The sequence below is a fragment of the Arthrobacter sp. MMS24-S77 genome, from assembly GCF_054888235.1.
Genome location: NZ_JBTZRN010000001.1, coordinates 3,867,313 through 3,886,549, shown reverse-complemented (window position 1 = coordinate 3,886,549; position 19,237 = coordinate 3,867,313). Strand labels below are relative to the sequence as shown.

The 19,237-nt window shown below is 62.5% G+C and carries 16 protein-coding genes; 9 read left to right on the top strand and 7 right to left on the bottom strand.

Annotation, left to right across the window (positions count from 1 at the left end; all coding sequences use genetic code 11):
* Nucleotides 1–26: 26 nt before the first annotated feature.
* Nucleotides 27–554, bottom strand: a complete 528-nt coding sequence (locus ACX5I4_RS17830) for a hypothetical protein (RefSeq protein WP_461837818.1) — start codon at nt 552–554, stop codon at nt 27–29.
* Nucleotides 555–941: 387 nt separating this feature from the next.
* On the opposite strand from ACX5I4_RS17830, the gene ACX5I4_RS17825 reads away from it, so the two are divergent.
* The 3 genes from ACX5I4_RS17825 (at nt 942) to ACX5I4_RS17815 (ending at nt 2,092) form a co-directional block, all read left to right on the top strand.
* Nucleotides 942–1,070: a hypothetical protein gene (locus ACX5I4_RS17825; RefSeq protein WP_461837817.1), complete on the top strand. Its 129-nt coding sequence runs from the start codon at nt 942–944 to the stop codon at nt 1,068–1,070.
* A 157-nt stretch (nt 1,071–1,227) separates the two neighbouring features.
* On the top strand, nt 1,228–1,671 hold the full coding sequence (locus tag ACX5I4_RS17820) for a VOC family protein (protein ID WP_461837816.1): 444 nt from the start codon (nt 1,228–1,230) through the stop codon (nt 1,669–1,671).
* 226 nt (nt 1,672–1,897) lie between these two features.
* Entirely contained in the window at nt 1,898–2,092 is a 195-nt protein-coding gene (locus ACX5I4_RS17815) for a YegP family protein (protein ID WP_461837815.1), read from the top strand.
* Nucleotides 2,093–2,146: 54 nt separating this feature from the next.
* On the opposite strand, the gene aceE is transcribed toward ACX5I4_RS17815, so the two are convergent.
* Nucleotides 2,147–4,888: a pyruvate dehydrogenase (acetyl-transferring), homodimeric type gene (aceE, locus tag ACX5I4_RS17810; protein WP_461837814.1), complete on the bottom strand. Its 2,742-nt coding sequence runs from the start codon at nt 4,886–4,888 to the stop codon at nt 2,147–2,149.
* Nucleotides 4,889–5,231: 343 nt separating this feature from the next.
* On the opposite strand from aceE, the gene ACX5I4_RS17805 reads away from it, so the two are divergent.
* The 3 genes from ACX5I4_RS17805 to ACX5I4_RS17795 all read left to right on the top strand — a co-directional run bounded on the left by ACX5I4_RS17805 (nt 5,232) and on the right by ACX5I4_RS17795 (nt 8,458).
* The gene (locus tag ACX5I4_RS17805; RefSeq protein ID WP_461837813.1) at nt 5,232–6,800 is read left to right on the top strand and encodes an NCS1 family nucleobase:cation symporter-1; all 1,569 of its coding nucleotides are present in this window, start codon (nt 5,232–5,234) and stop codon (nt 6,798–6,800) included.
* A 113-nt stretch (nt 6,801–6,913) separates the two neighbouring features.
* Nucleotides 6,914–7,672, top strand: a complete 759-nt coding sequence (locus ACX5I4_RS17800) for an aspartate/glutamate racemase family protein (protein WP_184738834.1) — start codon at nt 6,914–6,916, stop codon at nt 7,670–7,672.
* 21 nt (nt 7,673–7,693) lie between these two features.
* Nucleotides 7,694–8,458: an SDR family oxidoreductase gene (locus tag ACX5I4_RS17795; protein WP_461837812.1), complete on the top strand. Its 765-nt coding sequence runs from the start codon at nt 7,694–7,696 to the stop codon at nt 8,456–8,458.
* Nucleotides 8,459–8,485: 27 nt separating this feature from the next.
* Here ACX5I4_RS17795 and ACX5I4_RS17790 read toward each other — a convergent pair whose 3' ends face one another.
* Both ACX5I4_RS17790 and ACX5I4_RS17785 read right to left on the bottom strand, forming a co-directional pair.
* Entirely contained in the window at nt 8,486–9,397 is a 912-nt protein-coding gene (locus ACX5I4_RS17790; RefSeq protein WP_461837811.1) for a glutaminase, read from the bottom strand.
* A 4-nt stretch (nt 9,398–9,401) separates the two neighbouring features.
* Nucleotides 9,402–11,018 carry a PucR family transcriptional regulator gene (locus ACX5I4_RS17785; protein WP_461837810.1) on the bottom strand — a complete coding sequence of 539 codons (1,617 nt, stop codon included), beginning with the start codon at nt 11,016–11,018 and terminating at the stop codon, nt 9,402–9,404.
* A gap of 272 nt (nt 11,019–11,290) precedes the next feature.
* Here ACX5I4_RS17785 and ACX5I4_RS17780 point away from each other — a divergent pair, with 272 nt between their 5' ends.
* The 3 genes from ACX5I4_RS17780 (at nt 11,291) to ACX5I4_RS17770 (ending at nt 17,379) form a co-directional block, all read left to right on the top strand.
* Entirely contained in the window at nt 11,291–12,889 is a 1,599-nt protein-coding gene (locus ACX5I4_RS17780) for an amino acid permease (RefSeq protein ID WP_461837809.1), read from the top strand.
* 14 nt (nt 12,890–12,903) lie between these two features.
* On the top strand, nt 12,904–15,702 hold the full coding sequence (locus tag ACX5I4_RS17775; RefSeq protein ID WP_461837808.1) for an aminotransferase class I/II-fold pyridoxal phosphate-dependent enzyme: 2,799 nt from the start codon (nt 12,904–12,906) through the stop codon (nt 15,700–15,702).
* A gap of 186 nt (nt 15,703–15,888) precedes the next feature.
* Nucleotides 15,889–17,379 (top strand): cation:dicarboxylate symporter family transporter, encoded by a 1,491-nt coding sequence (locus ACX5I4_RS17770; RefSeq protein WP_461837807.1) that lies wholly within the window; start codon nt 15,889–15,891, stop codon nt 17,377–17,379.
* A 134-nt stretch (nt 17,380–17,513) separates the two neighbouring features.
* Here ACX5I4_RS17770 and ACX5I4_RS17765 read toward each other — a convergent pair whose 3' ends face one another.
* From ACX5I4_RS17765 to ACX5I4_RS17755, 3 genes are all read right to left on the bottom strand, one after another.
* Nucleotides 17,514–18,167 (bottom strand): DUF1254 domain-containing protein, encoded by a 654-nt coding sequence (locus ACX5I4_RS17765; protein WP_461837806.1) that lies wholly within the window; start codon nt 18,165–18,167, stop codon nt 17,514–17,516.
* 1 nt (nt 18,168) lies between these two features.
* The gene (locus tag ACX5I4_RS17760) at nt 18,169–18,771 is read right to left on the bottom strand and encodes a DUF1214 domain-containing protein (protein WP_461837805.1); all 603 of its coding nucleotides are present in this window, start codon (nt 18,769–18,771) and stop codon (nt 18,169–18,171) included.
* 64 nt (nt 18,772–18,835) lie between these two features.
* Nucleotides 18,836–19,222 carry a sterol carrier family protein gene (locus ACX5I4_RS17755; protein ID WP_461837804.1) on the bottom strand — a complete coding sequence of 129 codons (387 nt, stop codon included), beginning with the start codon at nt 19,220–19,222 and terminating at the stop codon, nt 18,836–18,838.
* Nucleotides 19,223–19,237: the final 15 nt, after the last annotated feature.

Genomic DNA, 19,237 nt, shown 5'->3' with positions numbered 1-19,237 from the left:
CACGTGACATCGAGTCGTGGCCGGATCTATGGCGTTGAGACGTTCTTTAGTTCCGAGAGGAGCCGCGCCGCTTCTGTCGCCGTCGTCGGAACGTTTCGGTAGTTAAGCCGGCATGGCCCCAGGAATCCGTTTCCAAGGGATTCCAGCCGGCGCCTGCAGCGGAGCGCGTCAGCGAAGTTCTTTGGCGATCGGGGCATGAGGAATCGCACGGCACCGTGACTGTAGGCGGCAGGGAAACTGTGGTCGTTGAACTCTTCGAGGCAGGCCTGGCCTAGATCAGCCAACACGGTCCACTCCGCTTTGATGCCCCTGATCAACAGCGACACCCGGATTGTCCCCAACACATATCGGGACGATTCTTCCGCTCCCGCAAGGCAGAGGTCATGGAGCATACGCTCGAAGTGAGCCGATGTCGCCAAACCAGTCGTGACATCGGTGCAGGAAAGTGGTTGAGCCTCCTCGCTTGCTTCAACCCATCCGACGGCGAGTTCCTGAAGGGCATCACCATCGACCGGATGGCCCGAGATGGTGAACAGCGACCGCAAATCCGTCATGCTCTCCGCCAGCCCGACCCCTCGGTGCGACCGACTGATTCCCAATCTCCTGGCGTATTCGGCGCACGGCAGGCCCACGAGCAGGGAACTTGCCAGAGGTGAAACCTCAGGTACGAACCAGTCTCCGGGAACACGCCAACCGTCTTTGAGACTTTGCTCCCGCCACCGAAGTAGTAGCTTCCAGGTACCGCTGTTGGTTGGCAGCGGAGCTGATTTTTGGATTTTCATACTAATGAGTGCCAGCCGGGGACCATTCGTGTCGGGAACCCGATTCCGTCATTGCGGGATGTGAGAATCATCATGATGCGGGGCTCGACAGCAACCTGTTCCACACAGGAGTCTGGGAAGGCTGTTCGTTGGTGTCGGTTCGCTGGAACTGCCTTCCCGGTGAACCGGCCGGACGTTGTCATCACCCACTCCGGCCACGATTACCACCAGGACCACCAGGCCTTCCGCGGCTCCCAGGTCAAGCCCTCCTACGCCGAGGTCTTTGAGCCCGTGCGCCTGCTCGGCTAAGCGGTGGGGGAATTCTGAGCCCCGCCGCTGGCTTGGTGCTCGGCGGCCTTGGCCAAGGCACTTCCGGTTGCCCGCGGCAGTGCTCGGGGTCGTCTGTCCGGCATGTCCTTGTTGCAGAGCCGGCCCTTGTTCTCATTGTCGAGCGAAGGGAGTTTCGTTGAGTGTTCGCCTCAACCCCTACTTGAGCTTCAAGGAAGCCGCCAGGGAGGCGAGGGTCTTCTATCACTCGGTTTTTGATGGGGTACTGACAGTGGAATCTTCTTCCGGGTTTCAGCCAGGCGGAGGTCGTGAGGAGGCATCAAAGGTATCGCATGCGGTGCTTGTCGCCGGCTGCGGGTTGGTTCTGATGGCATCCGACGCGCCTGACAACACGGCCTTCCGCGACGGCACCAACCATTCAATGTCGCTCTGCGGCGATAATGAGGACGAAATGTGCGGCTACTGGAGCCAACTGGTCGTCAATGGGATTGTTAGTATGTCGCTTGCCGAGGATTCGGACGGTGTTTGTTCCGGCATCTGTATTGATCAATTCGGAATTACGTGGATAGTCAGCATCACGACCTCTCTAGCGACAGCGGACGAACATGATGGTGGCCGGTGATGGCGCGGAGCTTCCGGAACCGGGGTAGCCGCGCGTAGGCCTTGGGTCTCTCCATATCTTCCGGTTGACCTCGGATTCCGGTATAGGTCTACCGAAAAAGGTTGAATATTACCCATGGGTAGGCCTTCTGGGAGGCTCCCATGGCGGATATCCTCTTAGGGACTTCACGAGAGTCAGTGGTCATCGAAAGGGATGCAACGATGCATTCGCGGTGGAAAGAGGGTTTATGTCTGGCATTTTCGAAATCTTGGCAGCAGGGGAGCAATCGTTCCACTTCCGGTTGAAGGCCGATGATGGAACCGTCGTGGCAGTGTCGCCCAGGTTCCGAGATATAGCGGCCCTCGTGGCCGGTATCAACGCAGTCAGGGAAAATGCCGCCACGGGATTCGTGGTGGATCACCGCTCACACGGAGCGCAATAGCAAATCGGCGGCAGTGCTCACAGGAGCACTGCCGCCGATTGGTTTTACAGCATCTTAGGAGTCGCCTCCTGAACCGCCGGTGGTGCCGGCAGTCACGTCGAGGAGCTTGTACCGATCAATCGCGTACGACGGCGCACTGGGGTCTACCTCGCCCCTCGCCGCGAGGAGCTGGAGGGTTTTGGTGACGATTGAGTGGGTGTCGTTCTTGAAGAAGCGTCGGGCGGCTTGGCGGGTGTCGGAGAAGCCGAAGCCGTCGGCGCCGAGGGAGGCGAATTCGTTGGGGATGAATTGGCGGATCTGGTCCGGGACGGCCTTCATATAATCCGAGACAGCCACCACCGGACCCTGCGCATCGGCCAGCTGCTGCGCCACGAACGGAACCCGAGCCGGGCTACCGGGGTTGAGGAAGGCGTGTTCCTCGGCGGCGAGGCCGTCGCGTCGGAGTTCGTTCCAGGAGGTCACGGACCAGACGTCGGCGGAGACGCCCCAGTCCTGGGCGAGGACGCGCTGGGCTTCCAGGGCCCAGGGGACGGAGACGCCGGAGGCGAGGATCTGTGCGCGGGGTCCGTCGGTTTTCGCCGGGGCCAGCAGGTAGATGCCTTTCAGGAGGCCTTCGGTGTCGAGGTTTTCCGGTTCCGCGGGCTGGGTGATGGGTTCGTTGTACACGGTGAGGTAGTACATGAGGTTCCGGTCTTCGGAGTCCGGTCCGTACATGCGCTGGAGTCCGTCGCGGATGATGTGGCCGATTTCGTAGCCGTAGGCGGGGTCGTAGGTGAGGACGGCGGGGTTGGTGGAGGCCAGGATGGGGGAGTGGCCGTCGGCGTGTTGGAGTCCTTCGCCGGTGAGGGTGGTCCGTCCTGCGGTGGCGCCGATGATGAAGCCGCGGGTCATCTGGTCCGCGGCGGCCCAGAAGGCGTCGCCGGTGCGTTGGAAGCCGAACATGGAGTAGAACACGTAGATCGGCACGAGGGGTTCGCCGTGGGTGGCGTAGGCGGTGCCGGCGGCGGTGAACGCGGCGACGGCGCCGGCTTCGTTGATGCCGGGGTGGATGAGCTGGCCCAGGGGGGATTCCTTGTAGGCCAGGACGAGGTCCCGGTCCACGGAGAGGTAGTTCTGGCCCTTGGGGTTGTAGATCTTCGCGGTGGGGAAGAACGCGTCCATGCCGAAGGTCCGGGACTCGTCCGGCACCACCGGGACGAAGCGGGCGCCGAAGTTCTTGTCCCGCATGAGGTCTTTCAGGAGCCTGACGAAGGCCATGGTGGTGGCGGCCTGCTGCTTGCCGGAGCCGCGCTTGGCGACCTCGTAGGACTTCTCTTCCGGCAGCACCACGGGGGTGTGGGTGCTGCGGCGTTCCGGGACGGAACCGCCCAGGGCGGCGCGGCGGTCCATCATGTACCGGATTTCCGGGGCGTCCATGCCGGGGTGGTAGTACGGGGGCCGGTACAGGTCCGTGTCGAGTTGTTCGTCGGTGATGGGGATGCGCAGGTGGTCCCGGAAGGCCTTGAGGTCTTCCATGGTGAGTTTCTTCATTTGGTGGGTCGCGTTGCGGCCCTCGAAGTGGGGTCCGAGTCCGTAGCCCTTGACGGTCTTGGCCAGGATCACGGTGGGTTTGCCCTTGAACTCGGTCGCGGCCTTGTACGCGGCGTAGACCTTGCGGTAGTCGTGGCCGCCGCGTTTGAGGTTCCAGATCTGGTTGTCGTCCAGGTCCGCGACCAGGTCCTTGGTGGCCGGGGTCTTCCCGAAGAAGTGTTCGCGGACGAACCCGCCGGACTCGGCCTTGTAGGTCTGGTAGTCGCCGTCGACGGTTTCGTTCATGATCTTCACCAGGGACCCGTCGGTGTCCCTGGCCAGGAGATCATCCCATTCCCGGCCCCAGACGACCTTGATGACGTTCCAGCCCGCGCCGCGGAAGAACGCTTCCAGTTCCTGCATGATCTTCCCGTTGCCCCGCACCGGCCCGTCCAGGCGCTGGAGGTTGCAGTTGATCACGAAGTTCAGGTTGTCCAGGTTCTCGTTCGCGGCGAGCTGGAGCAGGCCGCGGGACTCGGGCTCGTCCATTTCCCCGTCGCCCAAAAACGCCCAGACCTGCTGGCCGGAGGTGTCCTTCAGGCCCCGGTCGTGCAGGTAGCGGTTGGACTGGGCCTGGTAGATCGCGTTCATCGGGCCGATGCCCATGGACACGGTGGGGAATTCCCAGAACGCGGGCATCAGGCGCGGGTGCGGGTAGGAGGAGAGGGCGTGGCCTTCCTTGGACTTTTCCTGCCGGAACCCGTCCAGGTCCTCCTCCGTGAGCCGGCCTTCCATGAACGCCCTGGCGTACATGCCCGGGGACGCGTGGCCCTGGAAGAACACCTGGTCCCCGCCGGAAGGGTGGTCCTTGCCGCGGAAGAAGTGGTTGAAGCCGACCTCGTACAGGGTCGCGGCCCCGGCATAGGTCGAGATGTGCCCGCCCACCCCGATGTCGGACCGCTGCGCCCGGTGCACCATCACGGCCGCGTTCCAGCGCATGTACGCCCGGTACCGGCGCTCGAACTCCTCGTTGCCCGGGAACTCCGCTTCCTGGTCCGCCGGGATCGTGTTCACGTAATCGGTGGTCGTCACCATCGGCACACCCACCGACTGGGACCCCGCCCGCTGAAGCAGGCTGCGCATGATGAACTGCGCCCGCTCCGTGCCCTGCTCCCTGATCAACGCATCCAAAGACTCAACCCACTCGGCAGTCTCTTCCGGATCACGATCAGGCAGCTGGGAAGTCAACCCGCTAAGGATGTGTGAGGTCTCTTCTCCTGCAGCCACGTCCAACCTCTCTTCATTGAATGTCTGGGCGCTTGCACTGTAGTGCGCGCTGAAACGGCGTAGAAATTTCGTATTGTGAGAATAAAATTCTGTAATTCGAGATTAGCCATGCGTTGGCCAAGCGTCAATCTAACGCCGCAGGGGCCAGCTCTCGCAAGGCCTCGCGGTGCCAGATGGCCGATTGTGACCGCCGTCGGGAGGGTAACCCTTGACCAAAGGTGACCTAGCTCATACAGTTATTTCACTATTCAATAACTAGATTCCACGATGCGAAAACTCTTTACGTCCTCTCACAGCGTCTCGGAAGCCTAGTTGCAGCACCACAAAGAAGTGGAGATCCACGATGCAATCGACTCCCCCAGTCGGCGTCACAACGGCTTCGGAGCAGACGATACTGCCTGGCAGTTCGGCACATCCGTCAGTAGGAAATGAAACTCTCTGCGATGTAGCGTCCGTCGCAGCAGGTCGCACCATCAGCCCCAGCCTCTACAACCTCGACCTCGCCCCCACCAAGAAAGAGGGCAGGCGCTGGACGAGCTACAGCATCTTCACCCTCTGGGCCAACGACGTTCACAGCCTTGGCAACTACGCGTTCGCCATCGGCCTCTTCTCGCTTGGCCTGGGCGGGTGGCAAATCCTCGTGGCCCTCGGCATCGGCGCGGTCTTGCTGTTCACCCTCCTGACCTTCTCCGGATTCATGGGCCAGAAGACGGGCGTTCCCTTCCCCGTGATGAGCCGGATCAGCTTCGGCATTCGAGGCGCCCAGCTGGCCAGCCTGGTCCGAGGGGCCGTGGCTATCGCCTGGTTCGGAATTCAGACCTACCTCGCCTCTGTGGTGCTCCGCGTCATGCTTGTCGCCATGTTCCCCGGGCTGAAGGACATGGATGCCAACTCCATCCTGGGTCTGTCCGCCCTTGGTTGGATCGCCTTCGTATCGCTCTGGATTGTCCAGCTGGTCATTGTCAGCTTCGGCATGGAGATGATCCGCAAGTACGAGGCCTTCGCTGGCCCCATCATTCTTGTCACCATGCTGGTCATTGCCATCTGGGTGTTCGTTGAGGCCGGGGGCGCCATCCAGTGGTCCGGGATCAAGGGGCTCGAAGGTGGCGAGATGTGGCGCACGATCTTTGCCGGCGGCGCACTCTGGGTCTCCATCTACGGCACCTTCGTCCTGAACTTCTGCGACTTCACGCGATCCTCGGTGTCCAAGAAGTCGATTGTCCGTGGCAACTTCTGGGGCATCCCCATCAACATGCTCCTGTTCGGCGCGATCGTGGTCATCATGGCCGGCGGCCAGTACAAGATCAACGGCAAGATCATTGAAAGCCCCTCGGACATCGTGCAGAGCATCCCCAACACGCTCTTCCTGGTCCTGGCCTGCCTCGCTTTGCTGATCCTGACCATAGCGGTGAACCTCATGGCGAATTTCGTAGCACCCGTCTACGCCCTCACCAACCTCTTCCCCAAGCACCTGAACTTCCGCAAGGCAGCGTGGGTCAGCGGTACCATCGGCCTGATCATCCTGCCGTGGAACCTCTACAACAACCCCTTGGTGATTGTGTACTTCCTGGGCGGACTCGGCGCCCTGCTTGGACCGCTGTTCGGCGTCGTGATGGCCGACTACTGGCTCCTGCGCCGCGGCAAGGTCAACGTCCTCGACCTGTACACGGACCACCCTTCCGGCACCTACTTCTACAAGCGTGGCGTCAACCCCCGGGCGATCGCCGCCATGGTTCCGGCCGCCGTCGTCGCCATCCTTATCGCGTTCGTTCCCGCACTGGAGGCCGCAGCACCGTTCGCGTGGTTCTTCGGCGCCGGCATTGGAGCATTGTGCTACTACTTGCTTGCAGACAAGAAGCAGCAGCACAGCGATATCTCCGGCGAGCCGATCGCCGTCGTCAGCAACCACTAATACTCAACTGGCTCGCAGTTGTTGTCGTTTTCGCCCGTCAAAACGACAATAACTGCGAGTCAGTTGGGCTTTACCGGGCTAACCGGGCAGGCAACCCAATCTAGGAGGAACCCATGCGCATCCTCGTCGCAAACGTCAACACCACCCAATCCATGACCGACTCCATCGCAGCCCAAGCGCGAAGCGTCGCTGCTCCAGGCACCGAGATCATCGGCATCACCCCGCGGTTCGGCGCCGATTCCTGCGAAGGGAACTTTGAAAGCTACCTCGCTGCCATCGCCGTGATGGACCGCGTGGTCAACTACCCCGAACCGTTCGACGCCGTCATCCAGGCAGGATACGGCGAGCACGGCCGTGAGGGACTCCAGGAGCTCCTGGACGTCCCGGTGGTGGATATCACCGAGGCCGCGGCCAGCACCGCGATGTTCCTCGGCCACAAATACTCCGTGGTCACCACCCTGGACCGCGCGGTCCCGCTCATCGAAGACCGCCTCAAGCTCGCGGGGCTGGATGACCGCTGCGCCTCCGTCCGTGCGAGCGGCATGGCCGTCCTGGAACTCGAGGAATACCCGGACCGCGCAGTCGAAGCCATCGTGGAACAAGCTGAACGAGCCGTGCGTGACGACAAAGCGGAAGTCATCGTCCTCGGCTGCGGCGGCATGGCAGGGCTCGACGAACAGATCCGCCAACGCTGCGGCGTTCCGGTGGTGGACGGAGTGGCCGCCGCGGTGACCATCGCCGAGTCGCTCGTCCGCCTGGGACTGTCCACGTCCAAGGTCCGGACCTACGCCACGCCGCGCCCCAAGACCGTCATAGGCTGGCCCCTGACTACAACGGACACGACGACGGCGGATGCTCCCGCCGCGCACTAGCTCAACAAACAGGAGAACCGCGTGAGCGAAACCATCCCCACCCGGCCCCGGGTCGCCGTCGTCACCGGAGCCGGCTCCGGGATCGGGCGGGCGGTTGCCCGGCTTCTGTTGGCCGAAGGCTACCGCGTTGCCCTCGCCGGACGGCGGGAAGCGCAGCTTCTCGAGACTGCCGACGGCCACCGCGAGGCGCTCGTGGTGCCGTGCGATGTAACAGTGCCCGACGACGTCGCGCGCCTTTTCGCGGAGGCCAGCCAGCGCTGGGGGAGGGTCGACGTCCTGTTCAACAATGCCGGTATCTTTGGTCCTTCCGGAGGGGTGGACGAGATCAGCGTGGCCGATTGGGATGCCACCCTGGCCGTGAATGTCACGGGCTCCATGCTGTGCGCGGCCGAGGCTGTGCGGACGATGAAGTCGCAGGAACCACAAGGAGGGCGCATCATCAACAACGGCTCCATCTCCGCCCATTCGCCGCGGCCATTGTCCGTGGCCTACACGGTGAGCAAACACGCCATGAGCGGCCTGACCAAGAGCATCGAGCTGGACGGGCGACCGTTCGGAATCACGTGCGGGCAGATCGATATCGGCAACACTCGTACGGAGATCATGGACACCATCGGCGTGGGCTCGGGGGCGCTCCAGGCCGATGGTAGTCGCCGCGTGGAGCCGATGTTCCCCGTGGAGGATGCCGCGCGAGCGGTGCTCATGATGGCCAACATGCCGGCGTCGGCCAACGTGGGTTCCGTGGTGGTGACCGCCGCGGGGATGCCGTTCGTGGGCCGCGGCTAGCCTGCCGCTGCTGGAAGCCCGGCGCCGCTAGAAAATTGACCAGCCCGTGCGGGTGGTGAACTCATCCAGGGCGGCAACGCCTGCCAGTGAATTCCCGGATCGTCCCAGGCCGGGGCTCCAGACACAGATGGTGCATTTGTTGGGTACCACGGCCACAATGCCGCCACCTACCCCGCTCTTTCCAGGGAGTCCTACGCGGTAGGCGAATTCGCCGGCGGCGTCGTATGTGCCGCACGTGAGCATCACGGCGTTGATTCTCTTTGTCTGGGACGGGGACAGAAGAGCGGTGCCGTTCCCCCGCAGCCCGTTGTTGGCCAGGAACCTGCTCGCGAGGGCCAAATCAGTGCAGCTCATTTCAAGCGCGCACTGGTTGATGTATGCCTCGAGGACCGAGTCCACGGGATTTTCGAGGTTTCCGTAGCTGGCCAGGAAGTGTGCCAGCGAGGCGTTGCGGTGACTATTCGCAGCCTCTGAAGCGGCCACCTCGGGGTCGGCGTCGATAGAGTTGTTTCCGCTTTCTTGCCGGAGCAATTCCCGGACGGGAGATGGCGAGTTGCCCACGATGCTGAGCAGCCTGTCGGTGACAACCAGGGCGCCGGCATTGATGAACGGATTCCGCGGAATTCCGTCCTCGTGTTCCAGCTGCACGAGGGAATTGAACGGATTGCCGGAGGGCTCCCGGAACACGCGCTTCCAGATCCGGTCGCCATCCCGGGCCAGCACCAGAGCGAGGGCGTAGACCTTCGAAATGCTTTGGATGGAGAAGGGCACGTCAGCGTCTCCGGAGGAGAATACGTCACCGCTGGAGGTTGCCACGGAAATGCCGAATTGCATGGTATCCACCGCGGCCAGGCTTGGGATGTAGTCTGCGGGCGCTCCTTGGCCGAGCAGGGGCCGAACCGTGCCGACAATGTCGTCAAGGAGATTCTGGAGGTTCATGGTCTTAGCGCCGTCCTTCGGAGTGAGTCCACAGCCTGAGCTGAAGATGCGCGAGCAGCCTTTGCTCTGCGGAGTGGAGGTCGATGCCGGCTACTTCGCAGGCTCGCCGCAGCCGGTAATGGACCGTATTCCGGTGGACGGCCAATTCTTCCGCGCACCGGTTCACATCACCGAAGAATTCAAGGTAGGTCAGCAGCGTAGTGGCGAACTCCGGGTACTTGCTGCACAGCAGGGAGATGCCTCCATGCCGAAGGTCGGCCCTCGAAGCCAGAAGCTCCAGCAATTCCTTCGTCAGAACGGTCGTTTCCACGTCTGCGTAGGAGGCCACGTGGATCGAGGGCGTGCTTTCCAGGACCTTCAGTACGCTGCGGACGTGCTCCAGTGTGCCATGCAATGCGTCCAGGCGTTCGACGACGGGCCCGACGGCGGCCTGCACCTGGCAGTGCAGGTGGACCCTTGCGTCCCGGACAATGACGTTGATGAGGCGGTTGATGGCCGGCGGGGATTTTATGGGGTCAAGGTCAGGAAGAATCATGGCTATTTCCAAGCCGATGGCTCCCACCACGGCGCCGGGACGGTAGGCGGCTGCGTGGATCGATGCCACATTGGCCAGCTCGCCACGCCGCAGTTGCAAGCCCGCTGCCGTCTCGTCGTCGCCTTGGGCGGAAATCAGGACGAGGGCTGCCGGCTTGGATGGATCGATGCCCGCGGACTGTGCCTGGGAGTGGATCTGGGGAGTGCCGCTGAGCAGGCTGGAGATCCTGTCGCGCCGTAGTGCCTGGGATTGCTCGTTACGGTGCCGGACCAGTTCTATGGCCGCGTGCCGTGCCGCTCCAACCATGAGCTTGTCCGTGTTGTGAGCGAGGGGTTCCTTCCCTTCCTGAAGCCATATGTACCCCAGGATCCTGTTTCCCGCGTGGATACCGATCGCCACCCGTTCCCGGAGACCTTCCGCCGGGTTGGCGTCCATGTGGATGGGAGCTTCGGCCGCTTGCAGGTGCTTGTAGACCCCTGATTCCTTCAACAGTTTTTGGTAACGCTCCGGTCCACGCCGGGCCAGGATGGAGAGCCTGCGGAGTTCATCGACGTCGTTGGAGGCCGGCGAGTACGCCAGGACGCGGTTTGCCGGATCCTCAATGACCACGTGGCCGTTGGCCAGGGTCGCGGTGGTTTGGGCGATCGCAAAAAGATCCCGGTGAATGATCGTGGACGCGTCGGTGGAAAGTGCAGGCTCCTGGATGCGGTTCTTGGCGATGCTTTCCAGCGTGCCCCAGTTCATTGCAGGAGCCACGGCGATCAGGCCGATTCCGGTGGGAAGCAGCACTTCCCGGACGGCGTCCAGTTCCTCCTCGTTCCCTTTCACCGCGATGGCGGCGGGGTAGTCCGGAATCAGCTTCCGGATGCCAGGCAGGGCTGCGCGACCCCGGACTCCGATCAGCAGGACCAAGCTCCCGCGTTGGACCGGCGTCTCGTCCTCGGCGTCCACGATCACCGTTTCACGAACCGTGCCGTTGTCCGTTCCGGGAGGAACCAGCAGTTGCCCGTTGTCGACGCCAATGTCTTCAAGTATGTCGCTGAGCATGGCGCCTATGACATGCTCGGCAGATTCCTGGGGTGCCACCCGTATTCACTTCCTCTAAGCGGCTTAGCCGCGCTCACAGCCATGAACACTACCCGCACTCTGGCGGAACGGAGTTGTTATCCGCGCACAACGGGGATCGGGCGAATTTAGCTGGCCAGACAGTTCCTTCCCTCCCGCCGGAACCTAGAGTTGTTTTCCGTCCCCTCCGCTGATGATCCAGCAGTGCAGCTGTGATTCCACACGTCAGCAGGAGACAAGTTCTGGAGTATGCAGCCGCGCCCGCGGTACCGGAGTCAAAGGAGACCCCTGGAATGAAACGCACACTGAACCGGCCTGCGCCGGGCCCGATCGCCGGGGCTCAGATTGCCGGGCTTGATCCCGCTGATTCGCTGGAAAACAACCGGGAGCTTCTTGGCGACCGTTCAACGGCTGCGCAGGATTTTTCAAGCGAGGACGCCGGTTACCACAAGACCCTCAAACCCCGGCAGATCCAAATGATAGCGATCGGGGGCGCGATCGGAACAGGCCTCTTCATGGGCGCGGGTGGCCGATTGAATGGTTCCGGTCCGGCCTTGATCTTCGTCTACGCCCTTTGCGGGTTCTTTGCGTTCCTGATCCTGCGCGCCCTTGGCGAACTGGTTCTCCACAGGCCATCCTCGGGTTCGTTCGTGTCCTATGCCAGGGAGTTCTACGGCGAGAAGCTGGCCTACGCGGCCGGCTGGTTATACTTCCTTAACTGGGCCATGACGTCGATTGTCGATGTCACGGCCGTGGCGCTTTACGTCAAATTCTGGGGACAATTCTGGGAGCCGCTGCAAACAATCCCACAGTGGCTTATCGCACTTTGCGCCCTCGTCATTGTCCTCGCCCTCAACCTCGTCTCCGTGAAGATCTTCGGCGAGATGGAATTCTGGTTCGCCCTGATCAAGGTGACGGCGCTGGTAGCCTTCCTCGTCGTCGGGGTCTGCTTCATCGTCTTTGGCGGGAAGACGGACATCGGCGTTCCCGGGCTGGGCGTGATCCTGGACCACGGCGGAGCCTTCCCGACCGGTGCCGTGGCGCCCCTGCTCGCGATCAGCGGCGTCGTGTTCGCGTATGCCGCGATTGAACTTGTTGGTACGGCTGCAGGCGAAACCGCCAACCCGGAAAAGGTGATGCCCAAGGCCGTCAACACGGTAGTCTTCCGGATCGCACTCTTCTATGTCGGTTCCGTGCTGCTCCTCTCGTTGCTCTTGCCGTTCACGGCGTACAAATCCGGCGAATCGCCCTTCGTCACCTTCTTCTCCCATCTCGGAGATCCCCATACCGCGGCTGTTTCGGCATCAGTGATGAACTTCGTTGTCCTGACAGCGGCCTTGTCGAGCCTCAATGCCGGCCTCTATTCCACGGGCCGGATCTTGCGGTCCATGGCGGTCAATGGCTCCGCGCCACAGTTCACCGCCAGGATGAGCAAATCGGGGGTGCCGTATGGCGGCATCCTGCTGACAGCGGTGATCGCTCTGCTTGGCGTCGGCCTGAATGCCCTGGTGCCGTCCCAAGTGTTCGAGATCGTTCTCGAGGTGTCTGCGATCGGGATCATCGGAGGCTGGGCGACCATCATCTTGTGCCACATCAAGCTTCAGACCTGGGTCAGGCTCGGCAAGGCCGTTCGTCCGTCATTCCGGCTCTTCGGCGCCCCCTTCACCTCATACCTCACGCTCGCCTTCCTTGCCTTCGTTCTCGTCACGATGGGCTTCTCGGAGACTGGGCGCTGGGTGCTCGCGTCCCTGCTGCTCCTGATACCCCTGCTCGTTGCCGGCTGGTTCGCTTGCCGCGAACGCATCCTGGAGACAGCCGCGGCCCGGCGCGGCCACACTGGCGACCTGCCCGTCGTCGCAGGATCCTTCTCACAGGGCGGCCAACGCTCCTGATGTACAACGACTTGATGGAAAGCGGTACCACCTTGCCCGGCATTACGCCCCGAAACAACAGCGCCACCCTGACCAAGCGAAGCCAGGTGAAGAACCAACTTCCAAAGCGGGACATCGGCACGCCTAGCAGCGCGTGGCGTTCGCGCGCTGATGCGTGGGAGTTTCTCGGGTACGCGTTCAAGCAGTTGGCAAAGGGCGGCCCGGGAACGCCGTCGCGTTCCGGCCTGCAGGACCAAGCCATCCAGGCGCTGCGCCTGCTTCAGGCCGTGGAACTGTATTGGGCGGCGCCGGGGATCGCCGAGTTGGCGCCGCTACTCGACTGCGTGGATTCCGGTGATTACGACGCCGGGCTGGAGATGATCCGCGGAATGTCCCACTTGATGCCTTCCGTCAGTCCGGGACCAGTCAGTCCGGGCCGAGTCGGCCCGGAACCAGGGCAGCCCGGGGCCGGTCGCTCCATCCTGGGCGTTCAGGACGAAGGCTCCCGGGAGCAACGGCCGGCGAGCGAGCGGCCCCGGTTCGAGGTCCTGTTTGTCGACGACATCACTGACCAAGAAGCCGAAGTGCTGAGAGCGGAAATGCTGGCCCAGCGGAGGCCGTCCGATGCCTTCACCTATGAACTCAACGTGGTTCCCAGCTACGAGGATGCGCTGGTTGCCTTGATCCTGAACCCTGCCATCCAGGCATGCATTCTCCGCCCGGGATTCACCATCGCCAGCAGCCAGCCGCTTGGCCGCGACCTGAGGAAATACCTTGCCGGCCTAGTGAGCCGTGAACTTGCCGGAATGCCACCGCTGGGCAGGTTCCTTAGCCTGGCCGAGCAGATCTCCGAGTTACGCCCCGAACTGGATGTGTACCTGGTAGCCGGTGTCGCCATGGAGAGCCTCGCGGGTTCTCTGACGAAGCGGTTCCGGAGGATTTTCCGCAGGCAAGACAATCTCGACCTGCACCTATCGCTGTTGTCGGGTGTCGCCGAGCGGTACAGGACCCCGTTTTTCACTGCGCTACAGGAATACAGCCGGCGGCCGGCCAGCGTCTTCCACGCCTTACCGATCTCTCGCGGCGGCTCGGTGGGCAATTCGCCCTGGATCCGTGACATGGCCGATTTCTACGGAATGAACCTTCTCTTGGCCGAGACGTCCGCGACGTCGGGAGGACTCGATTCGCTGTTGGATCCGCACGGATCGATCAAGGAGGCCCAAGACCTGGCTGCGCGTGCATTCGGTTCCCAGAAAACCTTCTTCGTTACCAATGGAACCTCCACCGCCAACAAGATCGTTCATCAGTCCATCCTTGCTCCAGGGGATGTGGTCCTCGTCGACCGCAACTGCCACAAATCCCACCACTATGCTTTCGTCCTCGCCGGAGCCCAGGTTTCCTATCTGGATGCGTATCCGCTGGACAAGTACGCCTTCTACGGTGCAGTACCACTGGCGAGCATCAAAGCCCGCTTGCTGGATTACCGGCGTGCCGGCCGCCTGGATGAAGTAAAGATGATCACGCTGACCAACTGCACCTTCGACGGCATCGTCTATGACGTTGAACGCGTCATGGAAGAATGCCTGGCGATCAAACCGGACCTCGTGTTCCTTTGGGACGAAGCCTGGTTCGCCTTCGCCCGGTCCCATCCCGTCTTCCGGCGCAGAACGGCCATGGCCGCGGCGAGGAAGCTTGAGGCCTCATTCAGTGATCCCGCCTATGCCGCCAGGCACGCCGAACATGCGGCATCGCTCCACGACGCGGTGACAGGTGCGCCCGCCGACGATGAACTCTGGCTGAAGACCCGGCTTATCCCGGACCCAGCGAAAGCGCGGTTGCGCGTCTACGCCACGCAGTCCACCCACAAGACGCTCACCTCGCTACGTCAGGGATCCATGATCCATGTCTTCGACCAAGACTTCAGCGAGCATAACCAAGAGTCATTCCGCGAAGCATATATGACCCACACCTCCACATCGCCCAATTACCAGATCCTCGCTTCCCTCGACATCGGCCGCCGCCAGGTCGAGCTTGAGGGGTTCGGCCTGGTTCAGAAACAGGCGGATCTGGCAACCATCGTTGCCCAGGCAGTGGCCCGCCACCCCCTGCTGAAGAAATACTTCCGAGTCCTCACGTCGAGGGACCTCATTACGGCGCCATATCGGGAAACCGGCAGTGCCATGCCGCTCCGGGATGGGCTGGCAGCTTTGGCGGACGCCTGGCTGCACGACGAGTTCGTCGTCGACCCCAGCCGCCTCACGCTGGACATCAGCCGGACAGGGGTCGACGGCGACACATTCCGGCACCGGTATCTCGCCGATAAGCACGGCTTCCAAGTCAACAAGACCTCCCGTAACACCGTGCTCTTCATGACCAACATCGGCACGTCCCGTAGCGCCGTCGCCTACCTGATCGAAGTCCTGGTCAAGCTGGCCGAGTCTTTCGAGGAGGAACGGCCGGCGCGGAAAACGCCAGACGCCGGTCTCGTCGCGGGCCTCACGGGAGCCACTCCGCCGTTGCCCGATTTCAGCAGGTTCGCGAGGCGCTTTCGGCGGGATTCGCTTGGTCCCGATGGCGACCTCCGGGCCGCCTATTTCGAGAGCTACAAGGATGGATCAACCACTTACCTGCCGGCCGACGACCTCAAGGCCAGGATCGCGGAAGGCGAGGAAGTTGTTTCGGCCGGATTCGTCACGCCCTACCCTCCGGGCTTCCCCATCCTTGTCCCCGGCCAGGTCATCACCAGCCAAACGCTGGAGTTCATGGCCGCACTCGATACCCGGGAAGTTCACGGCTTCGACTCAGAGCGCGGCTACAGGGTGTTCACTCGGTGACGGTGTCGGCATGCCGGTGGGCAACCCGCACAGGACGAGGAATCCATTCAAGATGGGTCACGAAGAAGGCTGGTTTTCCACAATATGAAAATTAGATTCCCCCTTGTGGAATGAAGTGATCGGGATTACATTTGAAAACAACCCCCGAAAATCAGGGGCTGTTCCCAAACTGATTGGTTCAGATCAATGAAGATCCCAGACTCTGCGGCGCTGAAGGCGAGTTCGGCCCCGCGGAAGAAGAAGCCACTGTACAAGTCGCTCTTCTTCCAAATTCTGATCGCCGTCGTCGCAGGTGTACTCATCGGCCATTTCTGGCCGAACATCGGGTCCACCCTCCGGCCACTGGGCGATGGTTTCATTCAACTCATCAAAATGATCATCGCTCCGCTGATCTTCCTCGTGATCGTCACGGGAATCTCGGCAGTGGGCGACGTCAAGGCGGTCGGAAGGGTCGGGGTCAAGGCCCTCTTGTACTTCACCGGCGCCACGCTTTTCGCACTGGTTTTCGGCCTGATTGTTGGAAACCTTGTCCAGCCGGGTGCTGGACTGCACATCGATCCCAGCACTCTCTCCCAGGATGCGCTGAACGCAAAGACCGGGACCGCCCCGCCCAAAGACGCGGCCTCCTTCCTCCTGGACATCATTCCCACCTCTGTGATCGGCGCTTTCGCCAGCAACAGCCTTCTCCAGGTCCTCTTCTTCTCGGTCTTCTTCGGCGCGGCAATCGTGGTCATCGGACGCGAGCGTTGCCTCCCGGTCATCAGCCTCATGGAAACCGTCCTGGAACTGATCTTCAAGATCATGTCCTGGATCATGAAAGTGGCGCCCATCGGTGCCTTCGGCGCCATGGCTTTCATCATCGGCCAGTACGGACTCGACACCCTCGGGACCTATGCGCTCCTCATCGCCTCCTGTTACGGCGCGGCCATCGTCTTTATCGGCCTGCTGTTCCTCGTCGCCTGGAGCTTTGCCAGGGTGCCCCTCTGGCAGTTCCTGAAGTACACCCGTGAGGAATTCCTCCTCGCGCTGGGTACGGCCTCCACCGAGGCGGTCATGCCGCGCATCATGACCAAGCTGACCAATGCGGGCTGCTCCCGCGCCACCACCGGCCTGGTTGTCCCCACGGGCTACTCCTTCAACCTCGACGGCGCGGCGATCTACCTTTCGATCTCGCTGTTGTTCCTGGCCCAGGCCTTCGGCCACCACCTCGACCTCGGCCAGCAGTTGGCGGCCCTCGGTGTCCTGCTCCTGACGTCCAAGGGCATGGCAGGTGTGCCGGGATCGTCATTCCTGGCTCTCTCGGCCACGGCCGCCGCACTGGGCATCTTCCCCGTTGCCGGCGTCGCCCTGCTCCTCGGTGCCGACCGCCTCATGGACTCCATGCGCGTCGTCGTCAACCTCCTCGGCAACTGCGTGGCAACGTTCGTCGTCGCTAAATGGGAGGGCCAGTTCGACCGTTCCGTCATGCTCCGGGCCTTCAGCGGTGAAATCACCAACGAGGACTCCGCCATCATGCTCGGAGCCGAAGACGTCTTTGAGGAACAGGAAATCGAACGCATCAGCGAGGGGCGGGAGCCCTCTCCGAAGTTCCGTGGCGGGCCGAGCGCGGATGAGATCCCGCAGTTCGAAATGATCAAGCCGGGCCAACACCGCAGTCCCTCGGTCAGTCCCGACTAAAAGGCACAAGCTCCATCCCAGTTGAGCGCCCCGCGGCACTGTCGCCGGGCGCTCAACTGCGTGCAGGGGACCAGGCCTGAGCCAGGTCTCGTCGGAGCAACCGGTGCCGGCGCCGATCCCCGCGGTGTCGACCGCTACTGATTCAGCGGCGCGAGCTGTATTTGCTTCGCAAGAGCGTAAGCGATCGGAAGATCGCTGTCGCTCTCGACAAAGACACGGCCAATGACGAGCGCGGAATCGGTAGGCGAAGAAATCTGCGCCATGCCGTTCGGTACGGTTCCCTTCCAGCCGGGTCCGCTGAGAACGAAGTCGCCTGCATTGGCTCCCGTCGTACGTTTGCCGACGTAGGCAAAATTGGTGCTCTTCGATGGGTCGGTGAACTGCACGCTGAAGTAACGGCCGGCCATGTCCGGTACGTGGAGGACTTGCGGCCCCTCGCTCAGGTCGAGCCAGCCGCCGACGTAGAGCAGATCGTCGGCTCCGGTTGCCATAAGGCTCCCGCGCGACGTCGACGGGGACGAAGTGCCGGGCACGGCGTACAGCGTGTTGACGGGGATCGGGCCGTCACCGAACCCATGCTTGAGAATCGCCCTCTTGTACCCGTTGACCGTAAGTCGCGGCCAGAGGTAGATGAAAGCGGGAGCGCCGAGCCCCCATACGATGACTGCCGCGATGACGAGTGGAATGATCCCGTCCCCGCTGGCGATCCGCCGGTAGATGACCCAGGCGAAGACCGCCAGAATGACGGCCGTAAGGGGACGTCCGTACTTCAAGATGAGGCGGTTCATCTCAATGCGACCTGACAATGCGCGGCAATTGGTACGTGCCGTCGAGAATCGCCGCGCCAGGCAGATACACCCGGAACATCAGCTTGAACTTCCCGGAGGGAATTGGCAGCCAGTTCTGCTCGTGCCCGCCCGGAGCCTCATGCTGGAGATGGATATCGACAGAACCGTCGGCGTTCTGCGCGAGAGGGGAACGGTCACCGACGCTGTGGCGATTAGTGGGATTGTCCACCATGTACCCGACCGTATCGGTCGGAGTGAGCGACCAGAAGGCGTCATTGGGCGGGAGCTGCCCGGCGGGAAAATGCAGGACGTATCCGTGCCCGCCGCTCAGCGTTTGCCCTGAGCCATCCACCATGGCGGTCCAGTACGCGGCCTCTTCAAACACATTGACGACGGGCAGGGCTTTGGCGCAGGCGGCCCGCACGAGGATTCCGTTGCCGGGTTGGCCGCATCTGCGGATGGCACTCCAGCCGTTGACAGTTGTTGTGATTGTCCGGGCCACGGCATTCATGATGAGGATCGCCGTCAAGAACGCCAGCACGGCACCGAGAATCAATCCTTGCACCACACCGGACTGTGAGAACCACGCGAGGGCATTTGCCATAACCGCAAACTACCACTGCGCTATTTAGCTGAGCGCAGCTGGCGCGGCCGCAACGCTAGCCGGCTCAGAAAAGCGGCAGCAGCTCCGACAAATCCGCGCGCAGACCCGAAGCGGCTACCCGGCCGGCGTCGACGGCGTCGGACCACGCCAAGCGGCCGGTCACCATCGCCAGCCAGGTGCCGGCGTCGCACTCGATGACATTCGGGGGAGTGCCCCGCGTGTGCCGGGGACCTTCCACGCACTGGGTGACGCCGAACGGCGGCACCCGGACCTCAACCGAGTTGCCGGGGGCGCGGGCGGTGAGCTCCTCCAGCGAGTAGCGCACCGCGGTCGCCAACACAGTGCGCGACGGCGGTGTCCCCGGTGCTGTTTCTTGCCCGACGGCGGCTTGCCATGCGGCCAGTGCCGCGCGGCCTTGCTCGAGGTCGATCCGGCGTCGTGCGGTTGCCATCTTTCGGAGCTCCAA

Bases quoted from the DNA above. Each gene is read 5' to 3' on its own strand.
- ACX5I4_RS17830 (WP_461837818.1), bottom strand. From the start codon at position 554: ATGACGGATTTGCGGTCGCTGTTCACCATCTCGGGCCATCCGGTCGAT.
- ACX5I4_RS17815 (WP_461837815.1), top strand. From the start codon at position 1,898: ATGTCTGGCATTTTCGAAATCTTGGCAGCAGGGGAGCAATCGTTCCAC.
- ACX5I4_RS17805 (WP_461837813.1), top strand. From the start codon at position 5,232: ATGCAATCGACTCCCCCAGTCGGCGTCACAACGGCTTCGGAGCAGACG.
- ACX5I4_RS17800 (WP_184738834.1), top strand. From the start codon at position 6,914: ATGCGCATCCTCGTCGCAAACGTCAACACCACCCAATCCATGACCGAC.
- ACX5I4_RS17790 (WP_461837811.1), bottom strand. From the start codon at position 9,397: ATGAACCTCCAGAATCTCCTTGACGACATTGTCGGCACGGTTCGGCCC.
- ACX5I4_RS17780 (WP_461837809.1), top strand. From the start codon at position 11,291: ATGAAACGCACACTGAACCGGCCTGCGCCGGGCCCGATCGCCGGGGCT.
- ACX5I4_RS17775 (WP_461837808.1), top strand. From the start codon at position 12,904: ATGGAAAGCGGTACCACCTTGCCCGGCATTACGCCCCGAAACAACAGC.
- ACX5I4_RS17770 (WP_461837807.1), top strand. From the start codon at position 15,889: ATGAAGATCCCAGACTCTGCGGCGCTGAAGGCGAGTTCGGCCCCGCGG.
- ACX5I4_RS17765 (WP_461837806.1), bottom strand. From the start codon at position 18,167: ATGAACCGCCTCATCTTGAAGTACGGACGTCCCCTTACGGCCGTCATT.
- ACX5I4_RS17760 (WP_461837805.1), bottom strand. From the start codon at position 18,771: ATGGCAAATGCCCTCGCGTGGTTCTCACAGTCCGGTGTGGTGCAAGGA.
- ACX5I4_RS17755 (WP_461837804.1), bottom strand. From the start codon at position 19,222: ATGGCAACCGCACGACGCCGGATCGACCTCGAGCAAGGCCGCGCGGCA.